General features: G+C 59.5%; 21 protein-coding genes and 3 pseudogenes. 9 read left to right on the top strand and 15 right to left on the bottom strand.

Annotated features, from left to right (window positions below):
• Nucleotides 1-25 precede the first annotated feature (25 nt).
• The 5 genes from AB4118_RS26530 to AB4118_RS26510 all read right to left on the bottom strand — a co-directional run bounded on the left by AB4118_RS26530 (nt 26) and on the right by AB4118_RS26510 (nt 5,301).
• Nucleotides 26-340, bottom strand: a complete 315-nt coding sequence (locus tag AB4118_RS26530) for a WGR domain-containing protein (protein WP_441492554.1) — start codon at nt 338-340, stop codon at nt 26-28.
• A 184-nt stretch (nt 341-524) separates the two neighbouring features.
• Complete coding sequence (gene repC / locus AB4118_RS26525; RefSeq protein WP_441492553.1) at nt 525-1,754, bottom strand: plasmid replication protein RepC; 1,230 nt, start codon at nt 1,752-1,754, stop codon at nt 525-527.
• A gap of 284 nt (nt 1,755-2,038) precedes the next feature.
• Nucleotides 2,039-3,079, bottom strand: a complete 1,041-nt coding sequence (gene repB, locus AB4118_RS26520; protein ID WP_441492552.1) for a plasmid partitioning protein RepB — start codon at nt 3,077-3,079, stop codon at nt 2,039-2,041.
• On the bottom strand, nt 3,076-4,287 hold the full coding sequence (gene repA, locus AB4118_RS26515) for a plasmid partitioning protein RepA (RefSeq protein ID WP_441492551.1): 1,212 nt from the start codon (nt 4,285-4,287) through the stop codon (nt 3,076-3,078). The genes repB and repA overlap by 4 nt, the downstream gene beginning before the upstream one ends.
• Nucleotides 4,288-5,052: 765 nt before the next feature.
• Complete coding sequence (locus AB4118_RS26510; RefSeq protein WP_441492550.1) at nt 5,053-5,301, bottom strand: helix-turn-helix domain-containing protein; 249 nt, start codon at nt 5,299-5,301, stop codon at nt 5,053-5,055.
• An 85-nt stretch (nt 5,302-5,386) separates the two neighbouring features.
• Between AB4118_RS26510 and AB4118_RS26505 the strand changes: the two genes are divergently transcribed.
• From AB4118_RS26505 to AB4118_RS26490, 4 genes are read left to right on the top strand one after another with little or no spacing between them, the layout of a single operon-like run.
• The gene (locus AB4118_RS26505; protein WP_441480364.1) at nt 5,387-5,842 is read left to right on the top strand and encodes a hypothetical protein; all 456 of its coding nucleotides are present in this window, start codon (nt 5,387-5,389) and stop codon (nt 5,840-5,842) included.
• A 6-nt stretch (nt 5,843-5,848) separates the two neighbouring features.
• Nucleotides 5,849-6,478 carry an HAD family hydrolase gene (locus AB4118_RS26500; protein WP_441492549.1) on the top strand — a complete coding sequence of 210 codons (630 nt, stop codon included), beginning with the start codon at nt 5,849-5,851 and terminating at the stop codon, nt 6,476-6,478.
• A 50-nt stretch (nt 6,479-6,528) separates the two neighbouring features.
• On the top strand, nt 6,529-6,915 hold the full coding sequence (locus AB4118_RS26495) for a metallophosphoesterase family protein (RefSeq protein ID WP_441492548.1): 387 nt from the start codon (nt 6,529-6,531) through the stop codon (nt 6,913-6,915).
• A complete protein-coding gene (locus AB4118_RS26490) occupies nt 6,891-7,319 on the top strand; it encodes a metallophosphoesterase family protein (protein WP_441492547.1) in 429 nt (142 codons plus the stop codon). The genes AB4118_RS26495 and AB4118_RS26490 overlap by 25 nt, the downstream gene beginning before the upstream one ends.
• 202 nt (nt 7,320-7,521) lie before the next feature.
• On the opposite strand, the pseudogene AB4118_RS26485 reads toward AB4118_RS26490, so the two are convergent.
• Nucleotides 7,522-7,746 (bottom strand): annotated as a pseudogene (locus AB4118_RS26485) (IS481 family transposase); the annotation flags it as partial.
• A gap of 81 nt (nt 7,747-7,827) precedes the next feature.
• Here AB4118_RS26485 and AB4118_RS26480 point away from each other — a divergent pair.
• Nucleotides 7,828-8,143: pseudogene (locus AB4118_RS26480) on the top strand (IS110 family transposase); the annotation flags it as partial.
• A 158-nt stretch (nt 8,144-8,301) separates the two neighbouring features.
• Here the strand turns inward: AB4118_RS26480 and AB4118_RS26475 are convergent.
• Nucleotides 8,302-8,976, bottom strand: a complete 675-nt coding sequence (locus AB4118_RS26475) for a LuxR C-terminal-related transcriptional regulator (RefSeq protein ID WP_441492546.1) — start codon at nt 8,974-8,976, stop codon at nt 8,302-8,304.
• Between the two features lie 238 nt (nt 8,977-9,214).
• Between AB4118_RS26475 and AB4118_RS26470 the strand changes: the two genes are divergently transcribed.
• Nucleotides 9,215-9,574 (top strand): DUF7957 family protein, encoded by a 360-nt coding sequence (locus tag AB4118_RS26470; RefSeq protein WP_441492545.1) that lies wholly within the window; start codon nt 9,215-9,217, stop codon nt 9,572-9,574.
• 1,195 nt (nt 9,575-10,769) lie between these two features.
• On the opposite strand, the gene AB4118_RS26465 is transcribed toward AB4118_RS26470, so the two are convergent.
• Nucleotides 10,770-11,246, bottom strand: coding sequence for a Ros/MucR family transcriptional regulator (locus AB4118_RS26465; protein WP_441492544.1), 477 nt, complete (start codon nt 11,244-11,246; stop codon nt 10,770-10,772).
• Between the two features lie 484 nt (nt 11,247-11,730).
• Between AB4118_RS26465 and AB4118_RS26460 the strand changes: the two genes are divergently transcribed.
• Nucleotides 11,731-12,267, top strand: coding sequence for a hypothetical protein (locus AB4118_RS26460; protein WP_441492663.1), 537 nt, complete (start codon nt 11,731-11,733; stop codon nt 12,265-12,267).
• A gap of 879 nt (nt 12,268-13,146) precedes the next feature.
• Here the strand turns inward: AB4118_RS26460 and AB4118_RS26455 are convergent.
• Entirely contained in the window at nt 13,147-13,425 is a 279-nt protein-coding gene (locus AB4118_RS26455) for a hypothetical protein (RefSeq protein WP_441492543.1), read from the bottom strand.
• Nucleotides 13,426-13,817: 392 nt separating this feature from the next.
• On the opposite strand from AB4118_RS26455, the gene AB4118_RS26450 reads away from it, so the two are divergent.
• Nucleotides 13,818-14,015: a hypothetical protein gene (locus AB4118_RS26450; RefSeq protein ID WP_441492542.1), complete on the top strand. Its 198-nt coding sequence runs from the start codon at nt 13,818-13,820 to the stop codon at nt 14,013-14,015.
• Nucleotides 14,016-14,023: 8 nt separating this feature from the next.
• Here the strand turns inward: AB4118_RS26450 and AB4118_RS26445 are convergent.
• Nucleotides 14,024-14,443 (bottom strand): annotated as a pseudogene (locus AB4118_RS26445) (SOS response-associated peptidase family protein); the annotation flags it as partial.
• A gap of 126 nt (nt 14,444-14,569) precedes the next feature.
• Here AB4118_RS26445 and AB4118_RS26440 point away from each other — a divergent pair.
• Nucleotides 14,570-15,157, top strand: a complete 588-nt coding sequence (locus AB4118_RS26440) for a transglycosylase SLT domain-containing protein (protein ID WP_441492541.1) — start codon at nt 14,570-14,572, stop codon at nt 15,155-15,157.
• 198 nt (nt 15,158-15,355) lie between these two features.
• On the opposite strand, the gene AB4118_RS26435 is transcribed toward AB4118_RS26440, so the two are convergent.
• The 5 genes from AB4118_RS26435 to AB4118_RS26415 all read right to left on the bottom strand — a co-directional run bounded on the left by AB4118_RS26435 (nt 15,356) and on the right by AB4118_RS26415 (nt 20,128).
• Nucleotides 15,356-15,577: a hypothetical protein gene (locus AB4118_RS26435; protein WP_441480352.1), complete on the bottom strand. Its 222-nt coding sequence runs from the start codon at nt 15,575-15,577 to the stop codon at nt 15,356-15,358.
• A 41-nt stretch (nt 15,578-15,618) separates the two neighbouring features.
• Nucleotides 15,619-15,813, bottom strand: coding sequence for a hypothetical protein (locus AB4118_RS26430; RefSeq protein WP_441492540.1), 195 nt, complete (start codon nt 15,811-15,813; stop codon nt 15,619-15,621).
• 111 nt (nt 15,814-15,924) lie between these two features.
• Nucleotides 15,925-17,472, bottom strand: a complete 1,548-nt coding sequence (locus tag AB4118_RS26425; protein WP_441492539.1) for an SH3 domain-containing protein — start codon at nt 17,470-17,472, stop codon at nt 15,925-15,927.
• Nucleotides 17,473-17,881: 409 nt separating this feature from the next.
• Nucleotides 17,882-18,427 (bottom strand): thermonuclease family protein, encoded by a 546-nt coding sequence (locus AB4118_RS26420; protein ID WP_441492538.1) that lies wholly within the window; start codon nt 18,425-18,427, stop codon nt 17,882-17,884.
• Nucleotides 18,428-19,831: 1,404 nt separating this feature from the next.
• Nucleotides 19,832-20,128: a DUF7673 family protein gene (locus AB4118_RS26415; protein ID WP_441492537.1), complete on the bottom strand. Its 297-nt coding sequence runs from the start codon at nt 20,126-20,128 to the stop codon at nt 19,832-19,834.
• Nucleotides 20,129-20,399: the final 271 nt, after the last annotated feature.

Below are 20,399 nucleotides of genomic sequence, written 5' to 3'. Positions count from 1 at the left end.
CACACGCGGCTGTTGCCGCTCGGCACTAAAGTGCCCTCCCCTGATCCAACTCAGGCTCATTTCCTCCCATCACAGTGCTGACAATGCGATAGCCGCGCTTCATCTTTCTAAGCAGCCACTCCTCCAGCGCGTCAGCCGCTTCGTCGAGATCTCCGTACAGATCCAACCGACGCCTGCCGAAATTGCCCCATCGCCCCCACTCGCGCGCGAGCGCGAACTCGGCAAACAAAGTCGGTTCGACGGCCAGGACATAAAAGCGCGCCATGTTGCGCGCCTGGTCCCGCCGTTCGAGGACCAGCATTTGCAGCTTGTAATGAGGTGGTTCGAGCACGTGTTCCATGCCGCCACTCCATCCTCGCGGCAGGACGACGTCCAACGCAAAGCTTGAATCGATTGGCTATTGATGCGAGCCACCCAAATGAACACTCTTGTGGACTCCCCTCCCCACCCGCGAGCCAGACATCGCCTCATCACGCGAGCGCAGGCTGCTGCTTCATTAACCTTAACGAACTTCCCCCGCGCGATTACGCGCTTCGCTTTTCGCGCGCTCGGGATCCAATCAACGCCATCAGCATTGGCCCTAATGAGAACTCACCCGCTTCGGCTCGCCGCGTTAGGTTTCTCAGATAGCCCCCCGCGCTGTTGATCGCTTCAGCCTTCTGGAGAATGGCGGCGACCACGATCGATGCCTCTATCTCTCCCAAGACCGCCAGTGCCCCGGCCCAGGCGCTCGGACTAATTCCGAGGATAGGCCTGACCACCGCTACGGTCGCCACCAAATCCCTCCAACTCGAGATACCGCCACGGCTGTATTCAATGATGTCCGGGCAGGCGTCCAACACCATCCCTAAGGGATACTTGCGAACCGGCTGGCGCGTCGTTTCAAGTTCTCCCTCCGAAGCGACCACCCTGCTTTCTGGAAAGCTAGGTTCAGAGTCAGTAAGGGAGTCTGGTTTTGAATTCTGTATGTGACGCTCAATATGAGACTCATTGCCGCTCATATTTTGGTTTTTTACGTGCATTTCCAGAAGGCTGTGCACTTCGTCCGCAAGCATTGAAAGCTGCTGCGCTATCGGCTCCAGGACGACCGCCGAGCCCTTCCGCGGCAACCGGCTGAGGAGGGTCAGGAGTTTGCCTTGAATATCGGCCCAACTAGCGGGACCTACCCCCTGGCGTTGGGTCGGGATGCTCTCTTCTATCCCCATCGCTATCATCTTCGCGAGGTCGCGACGGCAGATTGTGATGCGCTCTCGCACAAGCTTCAGCGCCCGCTCTTCAGCGCGAACCTCTTCTGCCCAGGCTTCGAACTCCTCGGCCCGCGCAACCAGCGGCGCTAGGTCGAACCCAAAAGCGAGCTCGATCTCGCCGTGGCTGCCCTTGCGCGCATAGCGCTTGCCGTTCGGGCTGTCGCGGCGAACGATGAGCCCCGCATCTACAAGGACAGCAAGATGCCGCCGCAGTGTCGCCGGTGCCATACCATGGGCACGCAGACAGAGTTGGTGGTTGGACGGGAAGACGATCAACCCTTCGCCAGTCAGCACGGTCTCCGGATGAAAGGTCAAAAGGGCATCCAGGACGGCAAGCGCCCGCTCGGACACGCCGACTCGAGTCTTCGCCGTGCAGATGTCACGAAACACATTCCATTTATGAGTCGCCTTGGCGGGCGGGCAAGCGTCTGCGATCACTTGGCCTGCAACATGAGCAAGCGTTAGCGTTCGCCGCCCAAAGGGCGTCGTCGAAAGTCTTTTTTCCATGGGTCTTCGCCTGATTAGGGCAAAAGAAGTCCGCTCGCCGAAAAGGCGCTCAAATCCCAACGGGACTCTTGACGGGGATTCAGGGAAGTGCGATTCTCAAGTTGCCGACTATGAGAAGGGCTTCCGGAACACCGTTTCGGGGGCCTTTTTCTTTGCCTACTGCCGTTAGCTTCGTTGTTGACCAGGCCTTCGAGAACTCCACACCGTCGGACCTAGTCTAGCTGCTCCCATTCCCTCTCCTTCATTCCCAGCGTTTCAAAACCTTGCCAGCTGACAAGATCTCCTCACCCGGCGTCCTTCGCAGCACTGGCCTGGCTCAAGTACCGGTCCATTAGTGAAGGCAGTTCGCCCCTGAGGAACTCTGCGAATGAAGCCGCATGAGCTCGATCAACGACGAGACGCACCTCTTTGGACGTAAAACTCGCTCGCCCGAGTCGGTCTCCGGACCCGGCAAGCAGTGCGACTTCTGTCTGAGACGGCGAGCCTGATGGCTGCAAAACCCCAAGAACCTCGCGAAAGCGTTCGTCAGAGGGCAGCGCCAAAACCTTGTCAGCTGACAAGGTTTTTCTAGCCAGTTCGAGCAGCCCTGGTTTTTCCCCAACGGCCCCCGCCAACTCAAGCCAGCGCGGCCGCCCGACCTTTGGCGCGCGACCAATCATCGTAATCAGATCGATGGGTAGCGCGCGCCAGACGGAACGCATCCGCGCCATCTCCTGATCGTCCAACGACAGTGCCGCTTTGATGTCGCGCGGCTTAATCCCCGCGTTCTCCATTCGCCACGCGAACAAGGCGCGCTCTATCCAGGTCAAGTCCTGGCGGCTGCCATTCTCGAGGCCCTGTGCAACCACCAACTCAGAATCAGAAAGTGACCGGACCAACGCCTTTACCGGGACACCTAGGTCGCGTGCAGCTCGCACACGACGGTGTCCGTAGATGACCTGGTAGCGCCCCTCCAGCTCCGAATGCGGCCGAACCTGGATTGGGATCTGTTGTCCTTCTTCCAGAAACGTCTTTCGAAAGGCTTCAAATTCGGCAGGAGAATCGTCCGCTAACCGATCAGGGAACGGCGACGGGTCAATCAGCGCCGGATCAAGTTCCTTAAGGCCAGCGGCCCCGGACTCGACCAATGCTTTGAGTCGATCGCGCTCCTCGCGAATATCGGATAGCGTCCGCTGAGTGGCTCCGATTACTCCCGCAGGAACTCTCGGAGGCGGGGTGTTCAGCCCGCTGTCGAGGTTCGGATCCGTTTCGCCTGCGGCGGAACTCGCGGTCAGCGAGAGCGCCCCAAAGCTGGAGACGATCGAGCGGCGAGGCGGCTTACTCATGCCCGCCCCCAGGTCTGCTTTATCAGATCCAGAATTCCTTCATTAACTGCGTCGAACGACTCCCGTGCGCGCTTGAACGCATCTCGGCCGATCTCCCCCGACTCGAGCTCATAGATGCTACGCTTGGCGAGCCCCGCCGCCTCAACCGCAGTGCTTTCGACTGCCGTCGGCGTCATGACGTCATCAGGGAATAACGTCCGCAGCATCGAAACAATCTCGGTCTGCGGCTTGTCGTACGGATTGTTGCGAGTGACCAGATAGCGAAAGAAATCCTGGCGCATCGTGGCATTCTCGCCGGCGATCACATTGATCAGGTCACCCATCATCAACAAGAATTGGCTCATCGACGCCACATCGAGCATCGCTGGATGGATTGTCACGATCATGCCCGTCGACGCGTAGATCGCGCCGAGCGTCAAATAGCCGAGGGAAGGGGGCGTATCGAGGACGACAACATCGTAGTCAGCTTCCACCTCGTCGATGGCCAAGCCGAGGCGCTCGAAGAATAAGCTGTCTGTCTTTGCTCCTCGTGCGAGCACACGGGGCGTGTCGTACTCGAACTCCATAACCTCGAGGTTGCCCGGGACAAGATCGACGCCGTCAAAGTAGGTTTTCCGGATGATCTCGCGCATCGGCCGGCGCAACTCGTCGTATCGCAATGCCGCCCAGATCGTTTCGTTGTCGCCAACGTCGATCTCGGGCTGCGCACCGAACATCGCAGATAGTGAAGCCTGGGGATCGAGATCTATGGTCAGCACCCGATAGCCCTGAAGGGCGAGAAAGTGCGCCAGATGCAAACTCGTGGTGGTTTTCGCCGAACCGCCTTTGAAGTTCGCGACCGCGATAACTTGCAGGTGTTCGCCGCGGCGACGGTGAGGCAAAAAACGCAGTGCCTCCGCAGGCTTCTGCTGGGCAAACAGGCGCCGCAACTCATTTACCTGCGCGAGCGTATAAGCCCGATGATTGTTCTCAAGCCGAGCGGGCAGGGGACCTTTGCCCTCGTTCGACATCAGCTTCAGCGTCGAGTCAGGAATGGATGTAAGCTTCGACACCTCATTCGTTAGAAAGTGTCGCAAATGCTTCTGTGCGTGAGGCGGGTACATCCGTTCACGCAAGACATTCAGCTGACGTGACAGGACACCAGCGTGCCGCCAGACGCGCTCCGCGGCTTCACTATGGCGGATATCCTTCGCCAGGGGGTCGGCCATTGGCGCTTCTTGTCCTCATTGTCGGGTTAAGGGCGTTTTAGCGCCCATTGCCCGACAAGCTACGCCACGATTCTCTGTGGGCGTCCAGCCATTTAACGTTAATGGATTCTTACCTATGTGGAGCTTTTGCCGAGTCTGAAACTTAAAGGTTGGGATCAGAGCAGGAAAGCCATTAAATATCATTGGCTTATCGGAATGCTCATGGCCTATTTCCGGACACGCTCCAGGCAACTGGAGTATATGCCCTAGACGCGTCAGGAGATGGCAAAGTGACGCCCCCTGACGCGTCTAAGGGCAGATTGGTAGAATCAATCCTTGCCCAGAGGCCTAGTTGCTCGAAGCCGACAGGCGAAGTTGGGTGGGGTCGACAGTCTGCACGCCGCATATCCACCGTCGTCAAAACACGTCGCGGGAGCCGCAGCGCCGCTGGCTGCGGCAACGTTGCGATGAACCATCGGCTGGATGAACCATCGGCTGGATGTCTAAGACGCCGGACAAAAAGCTCACGCGCGCGTGGTAACGCAGCGCCGGAAGTAAATCGGGATTGCTTCGACGCGGTTGTCATTTGACCAGCGGACCCGGTGCTTGCCGTCGGAGAACATCTTTTCGGAACGTTCGCCTTAGATCTCACGCTTGCCGACGAGGACCTCGACGGCTTCGAGTACCCGATTTGTCCGCATGGGCGAGGGCGCAAGAAGTGACGCGGGACGTCCCGTCGAGCACTTTTTTGCGGCAGTTTGCGTCAAACCAGCTTGTGACTCCGAATTACGAGCAAGGCCACTCGTCCAGCAGCTCCCTGAGCTTCACGTTCAGCGCGATCGCTGCACGCTCTAAGGTCGTCAAAGTGGGGTTGCGTACCCCCCGCTCCAGCCCGCTGACGTAGGTCTGCTCCACGCCCATACGTACCGCAATTTCATCCTGAGACAGCCCGGCTGCGATGCGGGCTCTCCGCATATTTTTCCCGAAGGTCTGCCGAACGTCCATGAACTGAACGAAGCGGAGCGCCTCTTCCATTTCTAGGTATTATAGTATCTAAATCGAAGCCCACGTCGCTACAACGCGGATAGAACGGATCTCAATTCCTCCTAGGTGCCGAACCATGAAAGAACCAACCGACGAAGAGCGGGCGCGCTTGAGCGGCTCCGTCATGCGCGTGTTCGTCAACATCGCGAAGCGATGGGATCTCCCAGAGCGGCGACAGCTTCAACTGCTTGGCTGCAGGCAGCGAGAATTTCACCGCTGGGTTCGCCTCTCCCGATGGCACAAGCCGCTGGTTCTCGAAACAGACACCATGATGCGGATTTCGGCGATCTTAGGAGTCTTTGGCGACCTCCGGCAGTTTTTGAGAACGGCCGAGGAGGAAAGGCGTTGGCTATTGCGCCCAATTGAGGCCGAACCGTTCGCTGGGCAGGCACCGATGGAACTTTTGTGCGTGTCGTTCGAACGTCAAATGGAAGTTCGGCAATGCCTGTCAGGCGTCGTCCGTCACATCGCCCCAAACGAAGCTGACGAGAACTTTCGGCCGTACACCGTCGACGACATAAAGTGGCACTGAGACTCGATGACTGAGATCCGCGCGATTTGCTTCGATGCCTTTGGCACCGTTGTCGAGATCACCGATAAGCGGCAACCATTCCATGCGCTTCTTGCGAGCGAGCCTTCAAGAGCCGCCGCCGTGCAGGCGCTTACTCAGCCGCTTGGCCTTCGCGAGCTTTCGCGCGAGATCGCCACCTTCATTGATGAAGACAAGTTGGCGGAGCTTGAGGCTGATCTCAAGGCCGAGTGCGCTTCGACCCGGGCAAGGCCGGGCATGGATGGGGTTTGGGCTGCACTGCGAAGGGCGAGGATCAAAATCGCCATCTGCTCGAATCTAGCGGCGCCATACGAGGAAGCGCTGATCGAGTGCCTCCCGGGCTTCCCGGACGCGTTCATTCTTTCCTTTCAAAGCGGGCTGATGAAGCCACAGAAAGAAATCTATCAGCTGGTTTCCTCGCAGCTCGAACTTCAGCTGTCACAGATATTGTTCGTGGGCGATAGCCGCGAAGCCGACGTGATGGGCCCCATCGCCGCAGGCGCCTCCGCAATGCCGATTGCCGAGTTCGAAGCGTCCTTTGCCACGCAGCCATCGATCTATGCGCCAAGTAGGATCGTCAAACTCTTCGCCCGAATTGCCGCTGCCAAGACAGGCTGAAAACTTCGGCCGCCCGCTCGATCGCGCGGCCATCTTCGAATGGACATAGAATGCGCCTGCTAGTGATTTCCGACATTCATCTCGAATGTGGAAAGTTCGAGTTTCCAGCCCCAATGCCCGAATTCGACGTCGCCGTTTTCGCCGGCGACATCGGTCAGCCAATTTCCGCAGCGGCCCAGTGGCTGTCCACGCAAAGGGAAATCGGACCGCTGCAAAATCGGCCGATCGTCTACGTTCCAGGGAACCACGAGTTCTACGGAACCGAATTCAAATCCAATCTTGCTAAGGGCGCGGAGGCGGCCGCGCTCGCCGATGTTGATCTGCTTTTTCGCCGGACGGCATCAACGGCGTCCGCTTCGTCGGATGCATCTTATGGACCGATTACCGGCTGTACGGGACGCCGAAGCCATCCATGGTCTATGCCGGCGAAACGCTGAATGATCATCGCCTCATTCGCTATCGGGAAGAGGGAGGGCACTATAGCCGGTTCATGCCATGGCACGCTGCGGCAGAACACAGGCTGGACTTGACGTTTGTCCGGCACGAGCTTGGCATACCTCACAGCGGCCCGACTGTCGTGGTCACTCACCACGCCCCCCATCCACATTCGATCGCGTCGCGGTATCAGGGCAGCCCGCTTACGCCTGCCTTCGCTTCTGACCTCAGCAACATTATTGAAGAGTTTCAGCCTGAACTCTGGATCCACGGTCATGATCACGGGTCGCATGATTATCGAGTCGGACGGACACGCGTCTTCGCCAATCAGGCCGGCTATCCAAATCTTCACGGCGACCGGGAAAATCACGCGTTCAACCCTCGCTGCGTCGTCGAAGTTGCTTAAAGGGAAGGGGCCTCGTCGACCTGTCGACGCTGCGTTCGGGCTTGAACAGGGGTCGCGATAGACAGGGTCGCCGAAGGTGACTAGCGCCCGCTCAGTCGCGCGGGTGCACGGTGATAACTGGGCACGTCTTGCGCGCGATATCAGTCAAGTGCCGAATGACCTGGCTTGTGCCCGGCATCGCAGCGAACAGCCGGCAGGCTTAGCGGTGCAATGATGAGCGCGTCAGATGCGGGATCGTCGCCTGCAAAGCATAGAGGCAATCGTCGAGCGGCAGCAGAGTATGCCGACGAAAGGCGACGATGACCGCCTCCTCCTCGATCTCGGGTGGACCGGTCTTGAGATCCGCCGTCGAGCTCCGTCTCTTCCACTTGGCCACCGTCTTCTGGTTGATGCCATAGCGCTTCGCCAGAGCCCTCAGGCTCTCTTGATGGGATGGACGGCGCCTGCACCGGCACCATTCTTAGGGCAGGCGCGTTGCCATCACGGACCATTCCGAGGAGCCCCATCCATGCGCAAGCAGCACACCGACCTGTCCGCGGCTGTAACGGTAGGTCTCGATTTGGCAGCTGATCTTCCAGGTTCACGTGGTCGACGGCTCGGGCGGTGTGCTGCTGACGAGAGCCATCAGACGTCGGGACCTCTTGCCCTTCTTCGAGCAACTACCGCCATGCCTGGTCGGGCTTGAAGCTTGTGGCTCCGCCCATCATTGGGCGCGTAGGCTAATCGGCTGTGGTCATGATGTGCGGCTGATGCCGGCCTACGTGAAGGCCTATGTCCGGCGCCAGAAAAATGATGCAGCAGATGCAGCGGCAATCTGCGAAGCTGACCGTTCATAAGCGCTGCGATATTGGAAGCAGGGTGCATCTCGAGATCCCTCGCACGAACCACCGTGAGTACCCGCTCTGCTCGTAAGAGAGTACGGAACTTGAGATAATGCGCGCGATGGTTCGATGACGCTAACGGGCTCAACTCGGGCGGCGTTCTATGGCCGAATCCGTGTGACCGATGTGCCGCTCGGCGGCGGGATGTGCTTTTGCGCCGCGATGACGACCTCAAGTCGATTTCGGACATGCATCTTGACCATCAGGTTCGTCATGTAGCCCTTGACGGTTTTGGCGCTGAGCGAAAGTTCGTGGGCGATCTCGTTGTTCATCTTCCCGAGCAGCAGCAGCCTTACGATCTGCTCCTCTCTGACGCTGAGCCTATCGCTGGCTGGCTTCTGGCGCTCCCGGTTCTGGTCTTTCAACGCGCCAATCAACTTGGCGGCGAAGGAGGGGGTGACATGCACGTCGCCTCGTTGCGCTGCATTTAGAGCCTGAAAGAGATCGTCGGAAGGGCTGCCCTTCAGAACGTAGCCCTTGGCGCCTGCGTTCAGAGCCGCAATCGCATCATCCGTGCTGGTTGAGGCTGTGAATACGACAATTCTGGTCTCAGCAGCGATCTTCAATGTGTCGGAGATAGCCTGAAAGACATCCCCAGCCATGCTCAGATCGACGATCATAAAATCGGGCTGATGGGTCTTGGTGATCGACAGGATATCATCCGCGACGTTCCCCGTCGCAGTGAGCGTGAAACCGCCCCATCGTCTCAGTAGTGTAGCAACGCCCTCGGCCAACAATGGGTGATCGTCAACGATCGCGACCGTCCGGTCCGGCATGGGCCAGTTCCCTTCTGATTCGTCTCCCCCCGGCCAATGATCCCGATGGTTGCGTAGCCAATGATCGATGTAAACGAGTTCGAACAGGAAGAATGGCGACCCAATTAACTCTGTCGGACGCTGTGTCTTTGCGGTGCCCCGGCTGTGAAGTCGTCACCACGCAATGCAGACGGTTTCGAGAGACAAATAGCCCGCCCCGAGTCATTCTCTGAAGCCGCGAGAGTAATCGGGGAGGGCAATGGGAGCGATTGTTTTCACGGCGAATGGCAATTTCATCGTCGTAGCGAACGGTGACGGGCCGTTGGCTGTGAAAGGCCTCTATCGGGGTGCACCCATCAAAACCGCTATCCCATTCGGCCCGGAGCGATGCATCGTCCTGATAGATCCCGAATCCAGCAGGGCCAATCTCTTCGAGAACCTGCTCTGCATTGGCAAAACCGGCCGAGCGCTATGGCGGGCGGCTTTACCGAGCATGCCTGATACGTTTATCGACGCCAGCCTAAGTGAGGCCGGCATTCTGGCGCATAGCATGAGCGGCTATCGCCTGGTGATTGATCCCACGACGGGCGGTGAGATCGAAAAAGAGTTCGCCAAGTAGGTGCCATTGTCCGACCGACCTGCGCTAATGCCGTGGATCGTGCACAGTGATAGCCGGGCAGGCGCAAGGAGCGATACCTCCCGGGAACGGTCGCGTTTTTGCCACTGCTGTCAGGCTACGGCTCGGTCGTCGCGTAGCGTAGCGTCATTCGGGAATGGCACCCCAGGCTTAGGGGACGACAGTGGATTTTGCCCGACGGGCAAGCGGTCCGTTACCCATTCGACGAATCCGCCAGCCAGCCAACAACAGGTCGCCGCAGAAACACTTCCTTCATGTGAAGTTAGAAGTATCTGAAGGCAGTCGTGGTGGCGGTTCGGAAATGCGCAGCATCCTCAGTGCCGCCAAGGCGGTTTGGCCGTACCTGTTCTCTGTAGTTTACGGGGTGCTTGACCGCCAGTTCGGGGATCGAGTGTTCGACTGGATCAAGCCGTCGATCCCACAAGGACTGTCTCCGGAGATTTTGCGCCTGCTAGCGACATACGTGCCTCCATTGCTGTTCATCGCGCTAGGATTCTACTTGAATTTCGGAAGAAAGCGCAGTTCACGTGCGGCAAGTTCGAAAAGAAATAACATAACCGAAACGGGAGATCCCGCTAGATTTCATATCATCTCTCAATCCGGCCCATTTCCAAGAGATTCATGGCATTTATACGTATACCGTATTAAATTGACTAAGCCGACATCCCGAATTTCCGTAAGAGCGCAGGGCGATAACGTGATCGCGTTGGACGTCTCTCGTCCAATCGTTGGGCTCCGTTCCTCGACATCGAAAGGCGAGGTTTCCAGATCCGCATTGCCTGGCGGGCTCGGATTAGTGGAACAGTTTTCCAATGCCAGTGGCGAATACGAGATAATCGTCGTGTGCAGTACGGAGGACGCTCCGTCGCTCGCATGTGACCTTACGCCTTAAGGTACGCGGACCGGATCCAACACTCCATTCCGTCAGTTCCAGATCGCGTGGCCGGCGCTGCATGCATCACGGGGGAAGCGTCCGGCAATCCCCGGCAACTGCGGCGGGTGAAATCCTATCGTGAACTAACGCGATCCATACGGTGCTTCTCGGGGATGAGAAGCTCATGTTGTCTGAGCCTTCCGAACGTCGCCCAGTTGAGGGAAAGCGTGTCGGAATGGCGCGACGTCGAGTTCATGCAATCGACGTCGCGGCGCTTCGATTTCCAAACAAGCCTTGGATGCGTCAGGTCTTGGGCTCGGATTTCGAGCCACGCTTGGCCCGGGCAGGCTTCGCAGCGACGGGAGGGACCGGTTCAGTTTTGGCCTTTCGTCCCAACCCTGACGCTCTTGCGAGAGCCGCCCTGGCCTGGGAATAGTTGGGTGCGACCATTGGATAGTCGGGAGGCAGGCCCCATTTGGCGCGATACTGTTCAGGGGTGAGATTGTAGGCCGTCCCCAGGTGGCGCCTGAGAGATTTGAACGCCTTTCCGTCTTCCAGGCAGATGATGGCGTCCGGCGTTATGGACTTCCTGATCGGAACCGCCGGCACAAGTACGATAGGTTCGGGCGGGGCTTCGGGTTTGGCGCCGAGCTGCGTGAACGCGGAGTGGGTGCTCGAGATTAGCGCCACGAGATCCCCGGACGGGAGGTTATTATGCGCGACATAGGCCGAAACAACCATCGCCGTCAGCTCAATTACATTGTCGTTTTCTTCGTTCATGGCGATTCCTAAAATAAACATTTCGCTAAATTATCTTCTAACCTATTGATACTTAGAAGTGCAATGCTCAGTCCAAATTTTGAACGCGATAATCCTGTGGTTCCTCATTGGCGAACCGATCTTGTCGTGTACCTCTAGCGACCGCGCGTATGTGACCATCGCGTTGGTGGTGCCGCCCGGTTTGGCTCCTGGCCTTCGGTCTAGGGGCGAATGCGCGCAATCCCTTCCATGGAACAAGTGCCTATCGGTGCCGTTTCTTGGGCACAGAAAAATTGCTGTTTCGATGCCACCGCGCTGCTGACCGGCTCAAACAGCTTCACCGAGGGCCAGGCGAAGAGCCGGCTCGAGGCCAATGGGTGCCGTGTCAGAACTCAGGAAGGACGACATTGGCGTCTTCAACGGCAGGGCGAGCCATGGCGGCCAGGCGGCGTGAGCCTCGATTGGCGAGGCAATATCACGCGCAACTGAGAGGGTCTCTCACATGATCCAGACAATCACTCGTTCGTACGACACCTACGATCAAGCTGAATCCGTAGTTCGAAAGCTGAAAGATATCGGCGTCGTCGATTCCGATATTAGCTTTGTTGGCCGCCGAGCGGATGTCGATGGCGAGAACCATGCAGGGGAGGGCGCCGGGGTCGGCGGCTTGATCGGCGGTGCTGCCGGACTACTCGCTGGGCTCGGCCTGATTGCGATCCCCGGCATTGGCCCTGTAGTCGCGGCTGGCTGGCTTGCCGCAACTGCCGCGGGGGCTGCGACCGGTGCCGTCGCCGGCGGCCTCGTAGGCGCTCTGACGAAGTCTGGCGTCGATCAGCAGGATGCCCACTACTATGCGGAGGCGGTGAGGCGTGGCGGCAGCGTTGTGGCTGTTCGAGCAAACGAGGAACAGGCTCCGGCGATCGTTGCAGTCATGGACGGCGCGACACCGATCGATGCGGTCGACCGCCGGACCACCTATGAGCGGGAAGGTTGGACGCAATTCGATCCCGAAGCTCCGCCTTATGTGCGGCCGCCGATCTAGGTGCCGCTGGGCATCGCCTGGCAAACTGGCGTCCAAGGCCGAACCCAGGGGGGCCGCTTGCTGACTGATCAGAGCGGCCGCGCCGCCAGTTGCGGCCGCCGCACCGGTCGCTGCTGTTTTGGCAGCCCCCAGCAGCGACGAGCTGGCGATCGCTACGATTAACGCCCCGGCAGCCCAAACGACCGGGCCATGAGCACCGTAAACATTCGCGAAAGGCCATCCAAGTTCACGCAGCTAGCGCGCCAGTGAACGCGAGGAGACGTCTCGGATCTTCATGACCGGCATCAGTTCGGGAAAGCTCGATCAAACTGACTGCCGGCGCGAGAAATTCGACAGGGTGCTGACGCAGTCTCTGCTGTTCCAGCGCGTAGAACCAAGTAGCGAAACTAAGTGAACCGACCAGTTGATCGATGGCTTGATATTGTAGGTTCAGTCGCCGGCTAGGACCGCCGTCTCGAAAAACCGCGCGGTTTAGTCGAACATGCGAAGGGGCCGCTGTAGAACACCATCACCAAACCTCAGCGTTCGCTTCTCACAGCTGGGACAAAGATGAAGGCCGCTCGAAAGCGTGTCCTTATCCCAGGACGCGACAGTACGGCCAGACACGTCGGATATTGCGGGATCGCCGTACTTCACAACCGCCTCTGATCCGCATCTGAGACAACGGTACGGCACCACCTGAAGGTTCACTGAGGTAAGGTCGGCGCAGTTCGTGCAGTGGCACGGCCAAGCCGAGTGCTCTCGAAACGCCGTCCTAGTTCCCCCGATCACGACGTCGCGTTGTAGATGGCAAGCCTCGCAACTTGCTGAAATGATCTGGCCCATCTGGAAACTCCCACTACAGCCCGCCCCGCATGGTCTGGCAGAGGGCGTTTGCGATCATGCCACGGGGCGCTTTTGAGCTTTTCGCATGTCGTTCGCCCGCTCCAGCAACAGGTTCCTGGCATTCGGAATGAGCTCGGCGCCCGGGCCTACCCATGTCTTTGCATCATGCTTTTCGGTGCCGCTATTCAGCTGCACCCCGTTACTGGGGACGTGGCTCCACTCGTGCTGGACGTAGAATTCGTTAGTGTCGGTCTCGTAGCAGAGGTGCCACCAATCTTCGTTCTCGGCCATAGGCCCTTTGATGCGGGACGCGAGCTGTTCGAACAAAATCATATTGTCTCCGTGCTTTTCGATAACACATTGGAGGTAAAGGCTGATTGCAACAACCGCCGTACTGGTGAAGGCAGGTACGCGGGAGATTGTCGACATCACGTCACAAGAGCCAGTGGGTGCGCCTGCGCTCCCAAGGAACCCTCCAGCGCCGGTCGATCCGCGCCGAGCGGTTTCAACGACGGGATACCGGCCTGGGGCACATTCCTCGGAACATGATCGCCGCTAGCCGCGGAGGCTGCAGCTTTCCATCGGCGGCGATCCCGTTCGGTCGGCGCCTGACACATCTGGCGAAAAACCCCGTAGACACCAGTTTGGGAGAGCCCTGGCGCTACGGGGTCTCCTGCACCCGGCAGTGTCACCCGGGGAAGGGGGTGCCGGGGAGCCTTGGATAAGTGTCGGCCTATCCGCTACCCTCACCTCCTGCCGCCGAAGATTGTCACGGCAAGGTCGTGCTGTGCCGTATGGTGCTGACGATCGGCAGCTTGGTCAAGCAAGGACAGAAATCGGCCAATGCTTGTCTTGTCTTGCCCACCTGGAAGGAGCGCCTGCCTGCGTTGGTAATGGCGTTCACAGCTGCGCTGCGCAGGTAGGCCATTAATTAGAGGAGGGTCTCCTCGAAGAGCTCGGCCTTGGCTTCCGGAGGGTCCTTTTTATGGCCGCGTGAAACGATCTGCAGCGAGCCATCAGGCATCGGCCTTTGAAGACCCTTTGCGATTTCCCATGGCGAGGACATCCAGAGTTCCAGATCGACAGGATTGGTCAGGATCACCGGCATCGCCTTGGGATGGATCGGCTGCACCTCCGCATTCGGCTCGGTCGTGAGAAAGGCGAAAACGTCGATTGTCTCTTCGCCGGACTTCATCTTGCGGACGCTGGTCCACTGCGGTGCCCAGATGCCTGCGAAGAAACCGAGCGGTCTGTCCTCCCCGAGTGCGAACCAGACATCGCCTCCCGCTTCACGGTTGAACTCGCTGAAGGCGGTGAAGGGCACCAGGCACCGGTTCTCGACGCCGAGCCAGAATGATAGCCGCGAAATCCAAGTTGGGCTGCATGAGACGACTCAGGCGCCACGTCACCTGTTCGGATCGCGCCTACATTCGGTTGTGCCTTGAGTTGGCGTCCCCGTGAGCAGGTTCATCAGCTGATGGAGGTCAGATTGCCGTGGCAAAGACGTCTCGTTGCAGCCGGTATCACCTTACTGTCTGCCGGAGTTGGAGGATGCATCGTTACGGACGACGCGTCCGCGGAGGCAGCGAAACCACTTGCTTACTCCAGTGAACAGTCCGTTGATCCGCGGTCGCCAGGCGGCCCGGCGCGCGCAGGCATCGACCGGATCATCGAGCAGAAGTCAGCGCATTACAAACTCCCCTCGGATTGGGTCCGGCGAATCGTCAAGCGCGAGAGCAACTTTCGCCCAACCGCCCAGAACGGTGGTCATTTTGGATTGATGCAGATCAAGCACGCTACGGCGCGCAGCATGGGTTACACCGGGTCGGCAGCGGGGTTGCTCGATCCCGAGGTCAATCTCACCTATGGGCTCAAATATCTGCGGGGAGCCTGGCTTGTGGCCGATCGCGACCAGGCCCGCGCCGGCCACTACTATCGGAGCGGGTACTACTACGATGCCAAGCGGAAGGGGCTTCTCGAAGCGACCGGCCTAGGCAAGGACCGTACGCGGTCAGCCAAACCGCTACGCGTCGGACAGAGTTCTTCCAACTCGCTAGTCGATTGATCGGAACGGAGGATCCCTGCTTGGGTGTCCGTGCGTCGGGATGATCTGCGACACAGCCGGATGGGGACAGTCAGCGGACCCGGAAGGCACATTCCCGACGGCGCCGATGAAATTAAAACGCGGACCGCCCGTGGGGGCCAGCGTTCGCCGCTTACCGGGCAACCGGGCGGCAGTTTCGCGGGTGAATGCTGGCTTCCGTCACCCAATGTCTCCTGGCTTTGGTGTCTTGGGAATTGCGGTTGCCAGGAAAGCATCAGAGGCGAGTAAGGCGGCCTCGACCATGGGGCGTACGAAAGCCCGGATGTCCCGCCTCCACTCCTCGGACGACTGCTCCCACTGGAATTGCCGCTTCTCGCGGGCGTTCTCATGGAAGGCTCTCGCAGCTGCTTCGACCGCGAGTTCGGTGCGTTCGTCAGGCATCGGTCCGGCTCCAATAAAGTCGAACGGTTCGCGTACGGCGTCTATCGACCGGCAAGCCAATATCGGACCGCACGAGCCGCGACCCAAATAATGATGCCCGTGCCAGCGATTGCCAATCCAAGGGGGTCTTTGTCCGGGCGAGCGAAGTAGAGCCAGACGGTGATCCCAGCGGTGATCACGATCACGGCGATCCATGACGCCACCCAGTACAACAGATAGCCGAGACGGGGTGCCATTCGGCGAATTCCTCAGGACCGGCCCAGATTCAGACCCCACACTCGGTGCCCCGTCGAACAAGCCTTTATGCGCCTCTTTAAGCGCAGGGACGGCCTTGAAAACCTGAGTTGTCAGGTCTTTTTCAGGAGAACCATATTCACCCAGCCCCAGGGCTGGTCATCCCCGACCTCTATCCATCGTCCGTCTCGCCTGAAAACGGTAACGACCATTCCTTTCGGAGCGACGCGCAGGGATGAGGAGGATCGCACAGGTCCGGATCGGACGTTTGCATGCTGGAGGAGAACGAGCCGCTCGCGTGTCCGAGCTGGGTTCGTCAAGACGGTTCCAATCTGTTGAGCCGGAGCGCCGGGCCTCACTGGCGCGGCCGAGACGTTGGTTGAGGGGAGGCCGGTTATGCGCGCTTCCGCAGGGTTCGAGCGCAGAGCGGCGATGATTGGGGGCGAGCTCGGAGGTTGTTGCCGCCAAGACACCAAAATGGGTGCGACAGCGAGCGCGACAGGAATGAGGATGAGCTCATAGGCGCCGCAGACCCGGTGGAGTTCGGGCAGGGGTTTCTCAGGCTCTGAGGTCGATGCAAATCGCATGGGAGGCGGCGGAGCGGCGCCGGGTTGTGGATTGGCCGCCTGACGGATCAGAGCCGACTTGAAAGCCGCGAGCGCATCTGCAAACCGAAATGCCGCTTCGCAGTTGCTTGCCAAAAATACCTCATGGAGCCCCTTTCCGCTGGTGATGGTGATCTGGCCATATTTGACGATCGGAAGCTGGTCGTTGCCCCTGAAACGTCCATCGGATGATTCATCCCTGTTGGATATGGCCGATACATGGTCGATCACCTGCGCGTCCGCGGGAACGGCTTCATTTTCGATGAACGGGATATCTGTCGCTTCGACAAAGACTTCACAGAAATCGATCACGGCGTAATCGCTGGCGCCTTTTGAGCGCATCAGGACGAAGCCGCCGAAGATATCGAGATTGTCTCCGTTTGCGTTCTCGAGGCGGACCCCAGGAGAGCCTGAGATAATTCCATCCAAGATGGGATGCAGCCGAACCTGGTATCGTGTGACGGCCGACGAAGAAGTGGGTCTCTCCTTGGCCCGTTCGTCCTCGCTCGACGAGGCTACGTCCCAGAGATAGTCAGAGCGAGCCAAGGCAGCATGGGAGTGCTCCACTTCGGCCCAAGCGCTCCGGGCATCCTGATCGAGTTCCATCTCAACCTTGATTTCGCTGGCTGAGAGCGCAGACAGCACCTTCCTGGCTTCGCTCTCGGACTCTTCAAAGGCCCCGCAGAGCCTTGGGATCGATGATTTCAGGAACCATCTCAGCGGGAGCTGTTCGCGCCGGCGTAGCTTGCTCCAGGCTGCCATGCGGCTTCTGAGCGCTGCCCGGTAGTCCGATTGGAGGGCCGCCTTCTGATGAGCAGCATCATTGATCAGGTCCTTTAGACCCTGAAGATCCGAACTTCTCAGCCGCGCGATCGCCTTGCTGGGTATCTCGCGGGGACGTTGGAACTCGGAAGGTTCGGCTTCGAGTGTCAGGGAACTGTCGAGAGGTCTGGAGGTGGTTTCGCTTACAGCCGCGGAAACGCTGATGCCGGTTTCGCTGAACGTCAGCCGAACACCAGGAAACAGACGCACTGAATGACCGAAGCGAAACCTCATAGGTCAGCGCCCCAACGAAACGTAACTGGCAGAGTAGGGTATCGAGCGCCGCTGGTCAGTTCACGACGCCGCCATCAGATTTAAACCAGGACGGCCCAGTACAGGACAACAAGCCAGACGATGATCGTCGGAATCACCGCCGCGACCGGAATTGGCCGCCAGCGATACCGCGGCAGAAAGCCTACGTTTCGGTCGCGGGGCGTGGGCTGGTTGCGCATCATCACAGGACAATGCCCGGACATGATGCAGCCGTCTTGCTATTCGCCGCCAATCAGTTGCGGTAAGCGGCGGGTCCGAGAGGGCGCCATTTGCGGGAGCATTCGTTTGGCAGACTTTTCTCCCACCATTGCGGTCCTGCTGATCCAGGAGGGGCCGAAAGACATCAGCTTCCCACGGTGGCGAGCGGAAATTAACACCAGGGGCGTCGGCCGCCATTCCATGGTCGGGCAAAGCCCTCGTCGACGAGTTGAGCGCCGATCGAACCACCGCCGTTCGCGACTATACGAAGTTTGCGGCCGTACGAATCTACGTCCCGGCTGCCAATCGCTTCCAATCGGAAGGGCCTCGAGCTCAGCAACTCGGCCAGCCTCAAGGTGGCCCGTTGACCGAGAGCTGCTTCGTCGGCGCATTTGGCTCTGCCTGTTTCCGGCGCGTCAATGTCAGCGATCCGGATCTTCTCGCCGCGGAACCGGAAGGTGTCACCGTCGATGACGCAGTCGCCGGCGCCCCGCCCACATAGCGGGAAGGAAGATTGCGCCTGGCTGGATCCTGCAGTCGCTGGGCGGATCACCTCGATCTCGTTCGGGCGCGGGTTTGATCTCAAAGACAGGGGATCGAGTAGCGTCGCCGGGATCTGATCCAGCCGGTTAGGGGAGGGCGTTAGCAAGCCGAGTGCGGCCCCCATCGAGACGATGAAGGTGCACACGCAGACGACTGCCCATTGGGCCGAACTCATGCCGGCCAAGTCTCGTCGGAACGACATTGCTGGTCCTCCAGGCTGGAGAGTGCCAGAGGCGTCCTAAGGGACAGCCAAGGGAGACAGCACGGTTTGATGGTTCGCAGAACGAAACCGTTAGTGAAAATGGCCCGGCTCGCGGGCCTCAAGCGATAGCTTCTGACGCCGGATGGCGGCAGCAAACCTGAGGAAGCGAAGCAGCCTCACTGGCCAGGGTTAGGAGCCCGATGAGGGCGACCAATAAGGCATCAAAATTCGCTCGTGCGCAGGCACGCGGAAGGGTCACGGGAGGCTCTTTGGCGAAGGCCAAGGCGCCTATCCCGTAGCCTCGTCATGAGGCGTCGGACACGCGAATTTCTGTGCCTTAATTCGAGGCCAGTCTACGTCTCCAAGCCCCATGAGCGCGCAGGCGCTAGACCGCCATTCAAGAGCCGCCGAAGGGCGGCCAAACGACATCCGAAACCGACCAGGCCCGGGCGAAGGCAGGGCTGGCGTGCGCAGGCGCGCATCAAGGTCGGAAGAGGATGGAAGTGGTGTGGTCCTGGGGGCTGTCGGAGACCGAAATGACGCGAAGGCGTCACTCAGTTTTTGATGCTGGCGAAGGCCTGCATAAAAACTGAGGTATTGAGCCTATTTTTTATTTTGGGAAATGAGGCCCATTCCGGGCCTGTCCTTGGTGGGAGGCAGCCCCTGTGAGGCTGCGCATTTGCGGGGGTTTCTGCCGTCCTTGCCTGGGGCTTCTCAGGCGCCCTGAGCGGGCAACGCCGTCAGCTCGGGGCAGGGCCTGGTCCTTGGCGGGGAGGGAGGCTCAATGGGGTCTTCAAGCCCGTCTATGGAGCGTCCGTCTTTATTGGGGAACGCCGGCGGCAGCTGCCAGTGCTTCAGCCAGCAGATGCCGCCAGCGGAATCGTCGCTTCGAAGCGGAGTGTCGTCAGCCACCGCGGGGTTTGCACGAATCCACAAAGCTGGAGCGTAGGCGCCAATTTCGAGCACCTTTTAGGGAAATTGGGTGAGTTTATCGGGGTCTGGCCCCGGTACGTGTCACACACGAATGCAGGTTCAAGCCGTCGGCCGCTGACGCTAGTCTCGATCGCAGGGAGAGGGACTATGGCAGATCTGCGGAGCTATTGCCTCGAGCGGCACCAGGAGAGCCGCATTCTCAATGCCTTATGGAGCGCGCAACACGAGGACTGGCCGCGGCCGAGAGGCTAGCATCCGCGCCCTGACGAAGTCGCGGCGCTGCGCCTCGAGGTCGTGATCGGCTTGGGGTTTGTCGGGCAGGAAATCGTCCGTTCATGGCTCGAAGACCACGGATTTCCGCGAAAACCGGACACAAGGGGCCGGGCGAGTAAATCCGGATGGGTGTCGCGAGACAAGCGTTGGGAGCGGTTTCGATCCCGACATTCAGGCTTGTGAACGGGCCCAGATCTGGGGGTGCCAGCGCCGGATGATCTCCTCGATCTGCGGCCGGCGATCGTCGGGGTAGGTGCCATTGGAGCGCGTCGCCAGGTAGTTGAAAACGCGGGACATATCCTGCGCGATCGCGGCATCGACGGCGAAGAGGTCGGCAAGGTCGAAGCCGCCGAACGTGTCCGCGTTCCACCACGCCAGGACGAAACTGGCGACCCGGCGGGCTTGCCCGGTATCGCTGCGGGCATGTCCGAGCAGCCGATCAAACGCGGCGCGGGTGACTTCGTTCATGTCATCCTCCGGAACGAAGCTTAGGCGACGCTGCGGCACGGGCCAAGGGTGGGGCAGCCATCCATAAGTAGTATGTCGAGCCATGCTCGATACACCAGATGATGCGTTTCGCTCCCGGGTTTTGTTGCAACAGCTTTGAAATGTCTCAGGGTTTCGCAATTTAGAAATGTCACAGCCACGGTCTCGACGGAGCCTCTGTTGGGGCTGCGGAGACCTCACATATCGCAGCAGCCCCAGCAGAGGCGTGGGGAAGGGCGCCTTTGGCGGCGAT

It is taken from the genome of Allobosea sp. 2RAB26, from assembly GCF_052115465.1.
GTDB lineage: Bacteria > Pseudomonadota > Alphaproteobacteria > Rhizobiales > Beijerinckiaceae > Allobosea.
The sequence above is the reverse complement of the archived record's forward strand: the minus strand, read 5'-3'. Positions and strand labels throughout refer to the sequence as shown.